The organism is Rhodococcus sp. AG1013 (assembly GCF_003350365.1).
Taxonomy (GTDB): Bacteria; Actinomycetota; Actinomycetes; order Mycobacteriales; family Mycobacteriaceae; genus Prescottella.
Map to the genome: position 1 here is coordinate 138,634 of NZ_QQAT01000002.1, position 13,840 is coordinate 152,473.

General features: G+C 70.3%; 15 protein-coding genes. 13 read left to right on the forward strand and 2 right to left on the reverse strand.

Annotation, left to right across the window (positions count from 1 at the left end; translation table 11 throughout):
- The first annotated feature begins 36 nt into the window (after positions 1-36).
- The 11 genes from DEU38_RS03265 (at position 37) to DEU38_RS03315 (ending at position 8,858) form a co-directional block, all read left to right on the forward strand.
- Positions 37-1,602: a bifunctional uroporphyrinogen-III C-methyltransferase/uroporphyrinogen-III synthase gene (locus DEU38_RS03265; RefSeq protein ID WP_114718705.1), complete on the forward strand. Its 1,566-nt coding sequence runs from the start codon at positions 37-39 to the stop codon at positions 1,600-1,602.
- A gap of 29 nt (positions 1,603-1,631) precedes the next feature.
- Positions 1,632-2,657, forward strand: a complete 1,026-nt coding sequence (gene hemB / locus DEU38_RS03270) for a porphobilinogen synthase (RefSeq protein ID WP_114718706.1) — start codon at positions 1,632-1,634, stop codon at positions 2,655-2,657.
- Positions 2,654-3,238 carry a hypothetical protein gene (locus DEU38_RS03275; RefSeq protein WP_254622625.1) on the forward strand — a complete coding sequence of 195 codons (585 nt, stop codon included), beginning with the start codon at positions 2,654-2,656 and terminating at the stop codon, positions 3,236-3,238. The genes hemB and DEU38_RS03275 overlap by 4 nt, the downstream gene beginning before the upstream one ends.
- A 49-nt stretch (positions 3,239-3,287) precedes the next feature.
- Positions 3,288-3,704, forward strand: coding sequence for a hypothetical protein (locus DEU38_RS03280; protein WP_114718967.1), 417 nt, complete (start codon positions 3,288-3,290; stop codon positions 3,702-3,704).
- Between the two features lie 4 nt (positions 3,705-3,708).
- Complete coding sequence (locus DEU38_RS03285; RefSeq protein ID WP_397484293.1) at positions 3,709-4,227, forward strand: hypothetical protein; 519 nt, start codon at positions 3,709-3,711, stop codon at positions 4,225-4,227.
- The gene (locus tag DEU38_RS03290) at positions 4,224-4,481 is read left to right on the forward strand and encodes a hypothetical protein (RefSeq protein ID WP_181818658.1); all 258 of its coding nucleotides are present in this window, start codon (positions 4,224-4,226) and stop codon (positions 4,479-4,481) included. Before DEU38_RS03285 ends, DEU38_RS03290 begins: the two co-directional genes overlap by 4 nt.
- Before the next feature lie 5 nt (positions 4,482-4,486).
- The gene (locus DEU38_RS03295; RefSeq protein ID WP_031940195.1) at positions 4,487-4,768 is read left to right on the forward strand and encodes a metal-sensitive transcriptional regulator; all 282 of its coding nucleotides are present in this window, start codon (positions 4,487-4,489) and stop codon (positions 4,766-4,768) included.
- Between the two features lie 37 nt (positions 4,769-4,805).
- Positions 4,806-5,009 (forward strand): heavy-metal-associated domain-containing protein, encoded by a 204-nt coding sequence (locus DEU38_RS03300; protein ID WP_114718708.1) that lies wholly within the window; start codon positions 4,806-4,808, stop codon positions 5,007-5,009.
- A complete protein-coding gene (locus tag DEU38_RS03305; RefSeq protein ID WP_114718709.1) occupies positions 5,006-7,168 on the forward strand; it encodes a cation-translocating P-type ATPase in 2,163 nt (720 codons plus the stop codon). Before DEU38_RS03300 ends, DEU38_RS03305 begins: the two co-directional genes overlap by 4 nt.
- A 133-nt stretch (positions 7,169-7,301) precedes the next feature.
- A complete protein-coding gene (locus tag DEU38_RS03310; protein ID WP_114718710.1) occupies positions 7,302-7,700 on the forward strand; it encodes a nitroreductase family deazaflavin-dependent oxidoreductase in 399 nt (132 codons plus the stop codon).
- A gap of 9 nt (positions 7,701-7,709) precedes the next feature.
- Positions 7,710-8,858 carry a PQQ-dependent sugar dehydrogenase gene (locus DEU38_RS03315; RefSeq protein ID WP_114718711.1) on the forward strand — a complete coding sequence of 383 codons (1,149 nt, stop codon included), beginning with the start codon at positions 7,710-7,712 and terminating at the stop codon, positions 8,856-8,858.
- 34 nt (positions 8,859-8,892) lie between these two features.
- Here the strand turns inward: DEU38_RS03315 and DEU38_RS03320 are convergent, their stop codons facing one another.
- Positions 8,893-9,405, reverse strand: coding sequence for an SRPBCC family protein (locus DEU38_RS03320; protein ID WP_114718712.1), 513 nt, complete (start codon positions 9,403-9,405; stop codon positions 8,893-8,895).
- Positions 9,406-9,594: 189 nt separating this feature from the next.
- Between DEU38_RS03320 and DEU38_RS03325 the strand changes: the two genes are divergently transcribed.
- The gene (locus tag DEU38_RS03325; protein ID WP_114718713.1) at positions 9,595-10,401 is read left to right on the forward strand and encodes a putative protein N(5)-glutamine methyltransferase; all 807 of its coding nucleotides are present in this window, start codon (positions 9,595-9,597) and stop codon (positions 10,399-10,401) included.
- Here DEU38_RS03325 and DEU38_RS03330 read toward each other — a convergent pair.
- Positions 10,395-12,323 (reverse strand): acyl-CoA dehydrogenase, encoded by a 1,929-nt coding sequence (locus tag DEU38_RS03330; RefSeq protein ID WP_114718714.1) that lies wholly within the window; start codon positions 12,321-12,323, stop codon positions 10,395-10,397. The two genes, DEU38_RS03325 and DEU38_RS03330, sit on opposite strands and share 7 nt — an antisense overlap.
- Before the next feature lie 159 nt (positions 12,324-12,482).
- Between DEU38_RS03330 and hemL the strand changes: the two genes are divergently transcribed.
- Positions 12,483-13,805: a glutamate-1-semialdehyde 2,1-aminomutase gene (gene hemL / locus DEU38_RS03335; protein ID WP_114718715.1), complete on the forward strand. Its 1,323-nt coding sequence runs from the start codon at positions 12,483-12,485 to the stop codon at positions 13,803-13,805.
- Positions 13,806-13,840: the final 35 nt, after the last annotated feature.

Genomic DNA, 13,840 nt, shown 5'->3' on the forward strand with positions numbered 1-13,840 from the left:
TTCCTATCGACATGAGACCGCACTGGAGAACTACCGATGAGCCGAGTCCGTAAGAACAGTCCCGGGCGAATCCTCTTTGTGGGATCGGGACCCGGTGATCCGGCGCTGCTCACCGTCCGGGCGCGCGACGTTCTCGCGTCGGCGGCGCTGGCGTTCACCGATCCCGACGTCGACAAGGGCGTGACCGCGCTGGTCGGTACCGCGCTCGGTCGCGACCCCGAGACCGACGAGCCGATCGCCGAGGTCCGGCCCGCACTCGGCGAGCCCGCCGAGGTGGCCAAGACGCTGGTCGCCGAGGCCAAGAACGGCCACGACGTGGTCCGTCTCGTCTCGGGTGATCCGCTGACCACCGATTCCGTGATCGCCGAGGTCTCGGCCGTCGCGCGCACCCAGGTGGTGTTCGAGGTGCTGCCCGGCCTGCCGTCGGGCTCCGCGGTTCCGAGCTACGCCGGCATGGCGCTGGGCTCCGCCCACACCGAGGCCGACGTGCGCGGTGAGGTCGACTGGGCGGCGCTGGCCGCGGCCCCCGGCCCGCTGGTGCTGCACGCGAGTGCCGCGCACCTCGCCGAGACCGCCAGCGCGCTCGTCGAGCACGGTCTGGCCCCGCAGACCCCGGCCGCGATCACCGTGCGCGGCACCACCCGCCAGCAGCGCACCGTCGAGGCCACGCTCGCGACCCTCAACGACGCCGGTTCCGAGCTGGTGGGCCCGCTGATCGTCACGGTCGGCAAGGTCGTCTCGCAGCGCAACAAGATGTCGTGGTGGGAGTCGCGCGCCCTGTACGGCTGGACCGTCCTGGTGCCGCGCACCAAGGAGCAGGCCGCCGACATGAGCGATCGCCTCGTCACGCACGGTGCGATCCCGATCGAGGTTCCGACCATCGCGGTCGAGCCGCCCCGCAGCCCCGCCCAGATGGAGCGTTCCGTCAAGGGTCTGGTCGACGGCCGCTACCAGTGGGTGGTGTTCACCTCCACCAACGCGGTGCGCGCGGTGTGGGAGAAGTTCGAGGCGTTCGGTCTGGACGCCCGCGCGTTCTCCGGCGTGAAGATCGCGTGCGTCGGTGAGGCCACCGCCGAGAAGGTGCGCTCGTTCGGCATCACCCCCGAGCTGGTGCCGTCGGGTGAGCAGTCCAGCGAGGGCCTGCTGGCCGACTTCCCGCCGTACGACGAGGTGTTCGACCCGGTCAACCGCGTCCTGCTGCCGCGTGCCGACATCGCCACCGAGACCCTCGCCGAGGGCCTGCGTGAGCGTGGCTGGGAGATCGACGACGTCACCGCGTACCGCACCGTGCGGGCGGCGCCGCCGCCGGCCGAGACCCGCGAGATGATCAAGACGGGTGGCTTCGACGCGGTGTGCTTCACGTCGTCGTCGACCGTGCGCAACCTCGTCGGCATCGCCGGCAAGCCGCACGCCCGCACGATCGTCGCGTGCATCGGACCCAAGACGGCCGAGACCGCGATCGAGTTCGGTCTGCGCGTCGACGTCCAGCCGGAGACGGCACAGATGGGTCCGCTGGTCGAGGCGCTCGCCGAGCACGCGGCCCGGCTGCGTGCCGAGGGTGCGCTGCCTCCGCCGCGCAAGAAGTCCCGCGCCCGCCGCTGACCCCTTCCGGTACAGGAGAAGCTGCACCCGTGTTTCCCACCCGCCGAGACGGTGACTTTCCCGCCCGCCGAGACGGCGACTTTCCCGCCCGCCGCCCGCGCCGACTGCGTGGTACCCCCGCGCTACGGCGTCTGGTCGCCGAGACATCGCTCGAGCCACGGCATCTCGTGCTTCCGATGTTCGTCGCCGACGGCATCGACGAGCCGCGACCGATCTCGTCGATGCCGGGCGTCGTCCAGCACACGCTGGACTCGCTGCGCGGTGCCGCCACCGACGCGGTGGCCGCCGGTGTGGGCGGGGTGATGCTCTTCGGCGTCCCGCGGGCGGAGGACAAGGACGCCGACGGATCGGGTGCCACCGACCCGGACGGCATCCTCAACCGGGGCCTGGCAGCTCTGAAGGCCGAACTCGGTGACTCGACCGTGCTCATGGCCGACACGTGCCTGGACGAGTTCACCGACCACGGCCACTGCGGTGTGCTGACGGCGGACGGCCACGTCGACAACGACGCGACGCTCGCGCGGTACGTCGACATGGCGGTCGCGCAGGCCGAGGCCGGCGCGCACCTGCTCGGCCCGAGCGGAATGATGGACGGCCAGGTCGCCGCGATCCGCGAGGGTCTCGACGCCGCCGGACACGTCGACGTCGGTCAGCTCGCGTACTCGGCGAAGTACGCGTCCGCGTTCTACGGACCGTTCCGGGAGGCCGTCGGCTCGTCGCTCGAGGGCGACCGCCGCACGTACCAGCAGGATCCGGCGAACCGCCGCGAGTCGCGGCTCGAGGTGGACCTCGACCTCGCCGAGGGCGCCGACCTGGTGATGGTCAAGCCGGCGATGTCGTACCTCGACGTGCTGCGCGAGGTCGCGGACCGCTCCACCGTGCCGGTTGCGGCCTACCAGATCTCGGGCGAGTACGCGATGATCACCGCCGCCGCCCAGAACGGCTGGATCGACCGCGACGCCGCGGTCCTCGAGTCCCTGCTGAGCATTCGCCGCGCGGGCGCCGACATCGTCCTCACCTACTGGGCCGCCGAGGCCGCGGGATGGCTCGGATGACCGGGCAGCCGGGGCCGCCGGACCCGTGGCCGGGCACCCCGCAGTACCCGGCGCCGATGCCTCCCGTGCAGCAGCAGGACGGAAAGAAGCCGGTTCCGGCGGACGTGATCACGGCGTTCCAGTTGTGGTTCGTGGTGGCGGCGCTCGGGATCGTGTATCTCGTGTCGGCGCTGGCCTTCGCGTACGGGGACCGGGACTCGTTCGTCGACCAGGTCGTCGACGAACTGGCCAAGCAGTCGGACACCGTGATGTCGCGTGCGGACGTCGAACAGCTCTTCGTCTTCGCGATCATCGGCACCGGTGTGTTCCTGAGCATCGTGCTCACCGGTCTGCTGGCACTGTTCGCCTTCAAGATGCGCAAGGGCAAGAACTGGGCGCGCATGCTGCTCACGATGATCGGCGTGTTCACGGTGTTCTCCGCCATTCCCACGATCTTCGGCATCACGGCCGGCACCGGGACCGCGGCGCTGATCATGGGCGGCGCCGGGATCCTCCAGGCGGTCGCGGCGATCGGTGCGATCGTGCTGATGCACCGCAAGGAATCCAACGAGTACTTCCTGAACCTGCCGCCTGCGCGCTGACGCGGGCCCTCCGCTCGTGTCGGGTCGATCCATGCCGCAGGATGAGGGTGTGAGTGAGTCGACCCCGCGCGTGGTCTCCGTTGCCTACTGGATCTGGGTGCTGTGCGCCGCGGCGATGGTGCTGTTCGGGCTGCTCGCCCTGACGACGTCCGCCGACGCGATCCGCGGGCAACTCGGGGCCGATGCCGATACGTTCGTGTGGCTGCTGCGCGGTGTCGGTGCGGCGTCGCTGATCTTCGGCCTCGTGATCGGGTTCCTGGCCGCGCCGGTGCGTGCCGGAAACCGGGGCCTGCGGACCGCCGTCGTGGCGCTCTCGTCGGTGTTCGCGCTGGCGACGATCGCCCTGTCGGCGGTCGGGGTGATCGCGCCGCTGCTGCTGGTCATTCCGCTGTTGCTGCTGCTGGCAAGCGTTCTGGTGTATCGGGAGGGTGCACGTGAGTGGTTCCGTGACGAACGGGCCGGCTGAGCCGGTGGCGGACGGGCCGGCTGAGCCGGAGGCGAACGGGCCGGACAGTCCCGAGGGTGCGCTGTTCTACGAGCCCGGCGCTCGCTGGCGCGCCGTCGCGTACGGTCCCGTCTTCTGCGTGATCGCGCTGGTGATCGAGTTGTTCACCGGTCCGGTGGTGCACTGGTTCGCGTTGACGCTGTTCGCGTTGATCCTCGCCGGCATCGTCTACGTGCAGGTCGCGGCCGCCCGTCGGCACGTGAGCGTGCTGTTGACCGAGACGGCGCTCCGGCAAGGGGCGGAGGAAGTGCCGCTCGACGAGATCGAGGAGGTCCTGCCCGAGGCCGATCCGTACGCCGACGAACCACAGCGCTGGGAGAGTGCGCGCAGCCTCGGTGAGCTGTCCGGGGTGCCGCGGCGCCGGCGGCCCATCGGGCTGCTCCTGCGTGACGGCTCCTTCGCGCAGGCGTGGGCGCGCGACGACGACGGTCTGCGGGAGGCTCTGACGGAGGCCGTCGCGCAGGTGCAGGGGAGGTCGGTGTGACGCGTCCGGTGGTACTGGTGAGCGAGGCGGCGGGGGTCGTCGCGGCGCTCCTGCTCACGGTGTGGTGCGCGGTTCGTGGGGTGAGCACTCACGTGTTCGAACCGGTCGCGCCCGGGGCACCGTCGTTCACGTCCGTCGACTATCACGGCGCGTGGATCACGGCGGCGTTCGCGTCGACGCTCGTCGCGGGCCTGCTGGTGCTCGACATCCGACGCCGACGCCGCTCCGCCGGGTACCCGCAGGGGGTATCATGACGAGTATGAACGGATACAGCCCGCAGCAGGAGGACCTGCTCAAGCGTCTGCGGCGCATCGAGGGCCAGGTGCAGGGCATCTCGCGCATGATCGCGGACGACCGCTACTGCATCGACGTGCTCACCCAGGTGTCCGCGGCCACGTCCGCGCTGCAGTCGGTCTCGCTCAAGTTGCTCGAGGCGCACCTCGCGGGCTGCGTCGTCGAGGCGGCCAAGAAGGGCGGACCGGAGGCTGATGCCAAGGTCAAGGAAGCGTCCGACGCGATCGCACGCCTGGTGAAGTCCTAGCGGGAGTGCGATCGACGAGAACAGGAGGTCTGTGAATATGGAGCACACCTACATCGTCAAGGGCATGACCTGCCAGCACTGCGCAGCCGCGGTCGCCGAGGAGATCAGCGAGCTGTCCGGGGTCACGGAGGTCGACGTCGACGTCGCGTCCGGCAGGGTCGTGGTCCGCAGTGATTCCCCCATGGACACCATTGCCGTCGCCGCCGCGGTATCCGAGGCAGGCTACGAGCTGGTCCAGTGACCACCACCGGGCTGCGCACCGTCGACCTCGACATCGGCGGAATGACCTGCGCGTCGTGCGCAGCCCGGATCGAACGCAAGCTCGGCAAGCTCGACGGCGTCAGCGCGACCGTCAACTACGCCACCGAACAGGCCCGCATCCGGTTCCCGGAGTCGGTGCCGACGCAGGATCTGATCGACGTCGTCAAGAAGACCGGATACACCGCCGCGGTGGCCCGTCCGGTGCCGTCCGCCGACGAGACGCGGGATCTGCTCGGTGCGCGGCTGATCGTCGCGATCATCGCGTCGGTGCCGGTCGTGCTGGTGTCGATGATCCCGACGCTGCAGTTCGACTACTGGCAGTGGGTGGCGCTGGTGCTCACCACGATCGTCGTCTTCTGGTGCGGATACCCGTTCCACCGCGCCGCGGTCGTCACGGCCCGGCACGGCATGTCGACGATGGACACCCTCGTCTCGCTGGGCACACTCGCCGCCTACGGGTGGTCGCTGTGGGCACTGGTGTTCGGCACCGCCGGACACATCGGGATGAGCCACGAGTTCACGCTGCGCCCCGGCGCGCACGACGCCTCGGGCCAGATCTATCTCGAGGTCGCGGCCGGGGTCACCACGTTCCTGCTCGCCGGCCGGTACGCCGAGTCCCGCGCCAAACGCCGCTCCGGGGCTGCGCTGCGGGCGCTGCTCGAGGTGGGCGCCAAGGACGTCTCGGTGCTCCGTGACGGTGTCGAACAGCGAATCCCCGTCGCCGCGTTGCACGTCGGTGACGAGTTCGTGGTGCGCCCGGGGGAGAAGATCGCCACCGACGGACGCGTCGTCGACGGCGCCTCCGCGGTGGACACGTCGATGCTCACGGGCGAGTCGGTTCCGGTGGAGGTGGGTGCGGGTGACGCCGTGGTCGGGGGCACCCTCAACACGGACCGGCTGCTGACGGTCCGAGCCGAACGAGTGGGCGCCGACACGCAATTGGCGCACATCGCCGAGCTCGTGACCGAGGCACAGAGCGGCAAGGCGCACGCGCAGCGGCTCGCGGATCGCGTCTCGGCGGTGTTCGTGCCCGTCGTGCTGGTGATCGCCGCCGTCACGCTCGCGGTGTGGCTGCTGCTGGGGCAGCCGGTCACCGAGGCCTTCACCGCGGCCGTGGCCGTGCTGATCGTCGCGTGCCCGTGCGCTCTCGGGCTGGCCACACCGACGGCGCTGCTCGTCGGGACGGGCCGGGGTGCGCAACTGGGGATCCTCATCAAGGGCCCCGAGGTGCTCGAACAGACCCGGCGCATCGAGACCGTCGTGCTGGACAAGACCGGCACCGTCACCACCGGGCAGATGGAACTCGACGACGTCGTCGCCGTGGACGGCGAGGGCCGTGACCGGGTCCTGGCGCTGGCCGCCGCGGTGGAGTCCGGGTCGGAACATCCCGTGGCGCGGGCGATCGTGCGCGCAGTACCGCGGCCGCTGCCGGTGACCGGATTCGTCAACCGCCCGGGCATCGGCGTCGAGGGTGTCGTGGACGGGCACGCGGTGCGCGTGGGCCGGGTGCAGGGGCCGATGCCCGTACAGCTGCGGGGACTGCTGCCGGAGGGCCGGACCTCGGTGATCGTCTCGTGGGACGACAAGGTGCGCGGCGCGGTGGCCGTGGCGGACGCCGTGAAGTCGACCAGCGCCGAGGCGATCGGGGAGATTCGGGCGCTCGGCATGACCCCGGTGCTGCTCACCGGCGACGCCCAGGCCGTCGCTACCGCCGTCGCCCGCGAGGTCGGTATCGACCGGGTGATCGCGGAGGTGCTCCCGGACCAGAAGGCCGACACCATCGCGCGCCTGCGGGAGGAGGGCGCCGTCGCGATGGTGGGCGACGGCGTCAACGACGCGGCCGCGCTCGCGACCGCCGACGTCGGCATCGCGATGGGCACCGGCACCGATGCCGCCATCGAGGCGAGCGACCTGACCCTGGTCCGCGGCGACCTGCGATCGGTGCCCGACGCGATCCGACTGTCCCGGCGCACCCTGGCGACCATCAAGGGAAACCTGTTCTGGGCGTTCGCGTACAACGTCGCGGCCATACCGCTGGCGGCGACGGGACTGCTCAACCCGATGATCGCGGGCGCCGCCATGGCGTTGTCGTCGCTGTTCGTGGTGGGGAACAGCCTGCGGCTGCGGCGCTTTCGCTGATCCGGGTGCGTCGGCAGCGGCAGCATCGATCCCCCTCGAAATGTCCCGTTCGTTCGAAGCTACCCGCGAGGTCGGCCCGCACCGTGGCATCTTTGTCGGTGACATGAGCGCCCGGGGCGCTCATACTTCGGTTATGGCATACCTGAAACCGCCGCTGCTGGTCCGCGAGGTGTTCAACCGTATCGCCCTCGCGACCGGCGTCAGCGGCACCGAGAAGATCACCGTCACCGGCCGGCGCAGTCACGAACCCCGCTCGGTTCCCGTCGTCCCCGTCGACGTCGACGGGGTGCGGTACCTGGTCTCCACCCGCGGCGAATCGGAGTGGGTGCGCAATCTCCGCGCCACCCCGGAGGTGGACGTGAGCCGACGCGGTCATACCGCGCACTTCACCGCCACCGAGGTCCCCGTCGGCGACCGGGAACCCATCATCGCGGCCTACCGCGTGAAGGCGGGCAAGACGGTGCAGGGCTACTGGGAGAAACTGCCCGATCCCGTCGACCATCCGGTGTTCGCGCTCACGACCGCGGGCTAGCGGGCACGCGTGCGTAAACCGCTCTCGGGATCGGGAGCCGTCCTGGTGGCGGCGGTCATCGGACTGGGCGCCGTGCCGACGGCATGCACGCGACCCGAAGAACCTGCCGCGCCGTTTCCTGATCTCGCCGTCACCACCGTGATGGAGGACCTCGCCAATCCGTGGGATGTGGTCGTTGCGCCCGACGGCGCGGTGCTCACCGGTGAGCGCGCCGGCCGATTCGTCGTGAAACGGTCCGACAACAGCGTCGGAGAGGTGACCGCGGATCTTTCCGATCTGTACGCCCGAGGCGAGACCGGGCTGATGGGCATCGCGCTCGACCGGGGCTTCGCGGCCAATCGCACGCTCTACACGTGCCAGGGACACCGCGGCGGCGAGAACAACGACATCCGCGTCGTGTCGTGGACGGTCGATCCGGGGTGGACCACGATGACCCGCACCGGCGACGTCGTGACCGGGATGCCGGTGGGCGACAACGGACGCCACGGCGGTTGCCGCATCCTCGCGCATCCCGACGGCACGCTGTACATCGGGACCGGTGACTCCGCGCGGCCGACAGTGCCGCAGGATCGGAATTCGTTGGGCGGCAAAGTGTTGCACGTCGATCGTGACGGCTCGCCCGCCGTCGGCAATCCGGATCCGAACAGCCCGGTGTTCACCCTCGGGCACCGCAATGTGCAGGGATTGGCGCTGCAGCCGGGCAGCGGCAGGATCTACGACATCGAGCAGGGCACGAGTCGGGACGACGAGGTGAACCTGCTCGCCGCCGGGAACAACTACGGTTACCGCCCCGACCGGCGACCGGACATCTACGACGAGAGCGTTCCGATGACCGATCCCGTCCGCGTACCGGGTGCCGTGGCGGCCGTGTGGAGTTCGGGCGCCCCCACCATCGCGACACCGGGAGGGACCTTCGTGTCGGGTGCCGGGTGGGGTGACTGGGACGGCGCGCTGGCTGTCACCAGCCAGCAATGCGAGAAGTTGGTGTTGCTGAAACTGTCCGCCGACGGCACCGGCGTCATCGATACGTCGACGGCGTTGGCCGGTCGGTACGGACGGCTGCGATCGGCGACGTCGATGCCCGACGGCAGCCTGCTGATCACCACCGACAACGGCTCCGGCGACACGGTCCTCCGCGTGACGCCGTCCGTGGAATGAGGTCTGTCGCACGAGCCGTGCCGGCGTTCGTCGGTCAGCCGGAGGCGATACGTCCGAGATGTGTCTCGGTCTCGGCCACGACGCGGCGCAGTCCGGCGGTGACCGCCGGCGCGCCGAGTCGCAGCGGCACACGCAGCGCGGGGCCCGGCTCGATCGCGAACGTCCAGGTGAGTCGCGACCCCGACGCGCGCGGTTCGACGAGCGTGTCCTCGGCGAAACGACGGAGGCCCGGCACGGTGAACCCGCTGACGTAGAAGGTGTTCCGGTACCGGAGGCCCGGGACTTCCTCCCAGCGGAAGTACTCCTCGGTGGCCTTCACCGCGGACGGACGCATCGACAGTTCGCGCCGGGTGCCCGCCCCGAAGGGGCGTGGGGTGAGAAAGCGAGACCCCGCGATGAACGTGCACCAGGAGAGGGTGTTGTCGCGGGTCAGTTCGGCCCACGCCGTTTCCGCGGAGACCGGCAGCGGGACCGAGAAGCGCCGTACGAACGGTGCCGTCTCCAGAAAGGTCTCGTCGCACGCAGACAACTCGAACCATTTCGGCATCGGATAATCCTAGGGACTACCGCGCCGATCCGCGGTAGTGTCGCGGTGTTCGTGATCGATTGGGAATGCAGACCGAGGAGGTGAGACCCATTACCGCTCTTGCAGGCAGGGTGCTCCCGCTTCGGGGTCGCGCGGACTAGTCCGCCCAGCCGGCCGCGAGAGCCCCTTCGGTATCCCGAAAGGCTCGTCGTGCGATCTCCCGAGAATTCCGGCTCACCCTTCGCATTTCCGTCGATCGTCACCACTCTGCGCGCCGCCGGCTGCGTCTTCGCGGAGGACGAGGCGCACCTGCTGATCGCCGCGGCCTCCACCCCCGACAGGCTGTCGGCGATGGTCGAGCGCCGGGTCGCGGGGCTACCCCTCGAACATGTCCTCGGCTGGGCCGAGTTCTGCGGTGTGCGAATAGAAGTCGGCGCCGGTGTGTTCGTGCCGCGACGGCGCAGCGAGCTGCTCGTCCGGCAGGCCGCCACCCTCCTGCGGCCGGACGATGTCGTGGTCGATCTGTGCTGCGGGTCCGGTGCGTTGGGTGTCGCCCTCGCCGGTGAAGCCCCGGGCATCGAACTGCATGCCGCCGACGTCGACCCTGCCGCGGTCCGGTGCGCGCGGCGCAACGTCGAACCGATCGGCGGGCACGTGTACGAGGGCGATCTGTTCGACGCCCTGCCCGACACCCTGCTCGGACTCGTCGACGTCGTGGTCGCGAACGTCCCGTACGTGCCGAGCGGAGCCATCGCGCTGATGCCGCCCGAGGCCCGCGACCACGAACCGCGCGCGGCCCTCGACGGCGGCCCCGACGGCCTCGACTTCCAGCGGGCGGTGGCCGCCGAGGCGCCGCGATGGCTGCGCCCCGGCAGTCGTCTGCTGGTCGAGACCAGTGTCCGCCAGGCGCCCACGACGGTCGACATCTTCACGCGCGCAGGACTACTCGCGCGGATCGTCCACTCCGACGAACTCGACGCCACCGCGGTGGTGGGCGCGTGGCCGGGGACTTACTGACGTCCGCCGTCCAGCATCGCAGCACCCGCGAGCGCGTCCGGCACACCGAGACCCTCGACGAGGGTCGCGGCGTGGGGGCGCAGCGCGCGGCAGCGCTCGTTGATGCCGCGCCGCACGGCCTTGGCACGCTCGACGGACAGGTGGCGGTGTTCCATGAACCACGCCTTGTCCTCGTCGATCACGGTGAGCGCGTACAGGTCGCAGAGGTCGCTGAGCAGGTCCCGGGCCGTCTCGTCCTCGCACGCGTCGATGCCCGCGATGAACGCCTCGAGTACCACCCGGTCGATGTGCGCGCGGGCGGCGTGCAGGACGTGGTCCTGCACGAAATTGAAGGCGTCGAACGGATCGTCCTCGCGCTTGCGTGCTCCCTGCAGGCGGCGGGCGGCGGTGGAGAGAAGGTACTCCTCGCGGTCCTGGAACATCGTCAGCTGGGTGCCGCGGTTGAACAGGCTGCCGTCCTCCTCGTTGTCCTGCCGGGTGTCGAGGATGGTTTGGATGATCTGCTGCGCCGCGGTGCGGGTGCGGACCGCGTCACCGAAGGCGTTGGCGGCGAACGCCATCCACTCGACAGGACTCATGCCGCGGACCTCGTCGGCGTACTTGGTGAGCAGCTCCTTCGCGACCAACTGAGTCAGCACGGTGTTGTCGCCCTCGAACGTGGTGAACACGTCGGTGTCGGCCTTGAGCGCCGTGAGCCGGTTCTCGGCGAGATAGCCGGCGCCGCCGCACGCCTCACGGCACTCCTGGATCGCGCGCGTCGCGTGCCACGTGTTGGCGGCCTTGAGCCCGGCGGCGCGGGACTCGAGTTCGCGTTGTCCGCTGGGATCGATCTCGTCGGAGGTCTGGATGTCGTGCATCGTGGTGACGAGTTCGTTCTGCGCGAAGCCCAGCGCGTACGCGCTGGCGATGTGGGGCAGCAGGCGCTGCTGGTGGACCAGGTAGTCCATGATCAGCACCTCGGGATCCGGGGTGCCCTCGTCCCCGCTGGGCGCGCTGAACTGTCTGCGCTGCAGCGCGTATCGGGTGGCGATCGTCAGCGCGACGCGGGCAGCGGCGGCCGCGGACCCGCCGACGGTGACGCGTCCGCGTACCAGCGTTCCGAGCATGGTGAAGAAGCGGCGGTTCTTGTTCTCGATCGGCGACGAGTACACGCCGTCGGCGTCCACCGAGCCGTACCGGTTCAACAGGTTCGTCCGCGGCACACGCACGTGGTCGAACACGATGCGGCCGTTGTCGACTCCGGGCAGTCCACCCTTGTAACCGCAGTCTGACGTCGTGACGCCGGGCAGATCGTTGCCGTCCGCGTCGCGGATCGGCACCAGCAGGCAGTGCACGCCGTGCGAGTCGTCGCCGACGACCAACTGCGCGAACACCGCGGCCATCCGGGCGTGCTGTGCGGCCCCGCCGATGTAGTCCTTGCGCGCCGACGGGGTGGGGGAGTGGACGACGAACTCGTCGGTCGCCGGGTCGTACGTCGCGGTGGTCTCGAGTTCCTGCACGTCGCTGCCGTGGCCGGTCTCCGTCATCGCGAAGCAGCCGAGGAGTTCGAGGTCGATCATCGGCCGCAGGTATTCGGCGTGGTGGCGGTCGGTGCCGAGGTTCTCGATCGCACCGCCGAACAGGCCCCACTGCACGCCCGCCTTCACCATCAGTGACAGGTCCGACATCGCGAGCATCTCGATCGCGGTCACCGCCGCGCCGGGATCGGAGCCGGCACCGACCTCGACGCCGAACCCGCGATCGACGAAGCCGCCCGACGCCAGCACCCGCAACTGCTCGAGCGTCTTAGCGCGGGCCCGGTCCAGGTCGGGGGTGTTGTGCGGCCGGAACTCGTCGGAGGAGAGGTCGACGCGGGCCTTCTCGCGCACCTCCGCCCACCGTCCGTCGAGGGTTGCCCGTAGAAACTCCGCCGTGGTCGCCATGATCCGACGGTAATGCGGTGCGCGGAGTCCTGCCGGGGAACTCCGGTGTGCCGGACCTGCTCCGGACCTGCACGGATGGACACGCCGAGGTGATGTGATTCCGGCCACCTCCTACACCCTGTCGTTGGCAAATTCGACAGAACTGGGACACTGGAATCCGTGACTGCTGCCTCCACAGGACCCGACCTTCGCGATACCCGTTCCGCTCAGCTCTTCGAGCGGGCGAGCCAGGTCATCCCCGGCGGGGTCAACTCCCCGGTCCGCGCGTTCGGTTCCGTCGGCGGCGCCCCCCGTTTCATCGCCGAGGCGAAGGGTTGCACGCTCACCGACGTGGACGGCAACAACTACGTCGACCTGGTGTGTTCGTGGGGCCCGATGATCCTCGGCCACGCGCACCCCGCCGTCGTCGAGGCCGTGCGGAAGGCCGCCACCACCGGGCTGTCGTTCGGTGCGCCCACCGAGGGCGAGATCGCCCTCGCGGAGGAGATCGTCTCCCGCGTCGCGCCCGTCGAGCGGGTGCGCCTGGTCAACTCCGGCACCGAGGCCACGATGAGCGCGGTGCGTCTGGCCCGCGGCTTCACCGGCCGTTCCAAGATCATCAAGTTCTCCGGCTGCTACCACGGTCACGTCGACGCGCTGCTCGCCGACGCCGGCTCGGGTCTGGCCACGTTCGGCCTGCCCACCTCGCCCGGTGTGACCGGCGCGCAGGCCGAGGACACCATCGTGGTGCCGTACAACGACCTCGAGGCCGTCCGGTCCGCGTTCGCCGCGAACCCCGGCGAGATCGCGTGCGTCATCACCGAGGCCGCCGCCGGCAACATGGGCGCCGTCGCGCCGCTGCCCGGCTTCAACGAGGGCCTGCGCGCGCTCACCACCGAGCACGGCGCGCTGCTGATCATGGACGAGGTCATGACGGGCTTTCGCGTCAGCCGCTCCGGTTGGTTCGGCCGCGAGGGGGTCGCCGGCGACCTCTACACGTTCGGCAAGGTCATGAGCGGTGGCCTGCCCGCCGCCGCGTTCGGCGGCCGCGCCGACGTCATGAGCAAGCTCGCGCCGACCGGCCCCGTCTACCAGGCCGGCACGCTCTCCGGTAACCCCGTTGCCGTCGCGGCGGGCCTGGCGAACCTGCAGGCCGCCGACGACGCCGTGTACGCCGCGCTCGAGCGCAACGCGCAGACGCTGGGCACGCTGCTGGGCGACGCGCTCACCGCGGAGGGTGTCGCGCACCGCGTCCAGTACGCGGGCACGCTCGTGAGCGTCTTCTTCAGCGAGAACCCCGTCACCAACTACGCCGAGGCCAAGGCCGCCGACACGTGGCGGTTCCCCGACTTCTTCCACGCCCTGCTCTCGCGCGGCATCTACGCGCCGCCGAGCGCGTTCGAGGCGTGGTTCGTGTCGTCTGCGCTCGACGACGACGCCTTCTCGAAGATCGCCGACGCCGCACCGCACGCGGCCAGGGCCGCCGCCGCAGCCCGACACTGACCGCAGAACAGAACCGCAGAAGCACCGCCTGACCA

Bases quoted from the DNA above. Each gene is read 5' to 3' on its own strand.
- DEU38_RS03265 (WP_114718705.1), top strand. From the start codon at position 37: ATGAGCCGAGTCCGTAAGAACAGTCCCGGGCGAATCCTCTTTGTGGGA.
- DEU38_RS03275 (WP_254622625.1), top strand. From the start codon at position 2,654: ATGACCGGGCAGCCGGGGCCGCCGGACCCGTGGCCGGGCACCCCGCAG.
- DEU38_RS03295 (WP_031940195.1), top strand. From the start codon at position 4,487: ATGAACGGATACAGCCCGCAGCAGGAGGACCTGCTCAAGCGTCTGCGG.
- DEU38_RS03300 (WP_114718708.1), top strand. From the start codon at position 4,806: ATGGAGCACACCTACATCGTCAAGGGCATGACCTGCCAGCACTGCGCA.
- DEU38_RS03310 (WP_114718710.1), top strand. From the start codon at position 7,302: ATGGCATACCTGAAACCGCCGCTGCTGGTCCGCGAGGTGTTCAACCGT.
- DEU38_RS03320 (WP_114718712.1), bottom strand. From the start codon at position 9,405: ATGCCGAAATGGTTCGAGTTGTCTGCGTGCGACGAGACCTTTCTGGAG.
- DEU38_RS03330 (WP_114718714.1), bottom strand. From the start codon at position 12,323: ATGGCGACCACGGCGGAGTTTCTACGGGCAACCCTCGACGGACGGTGG.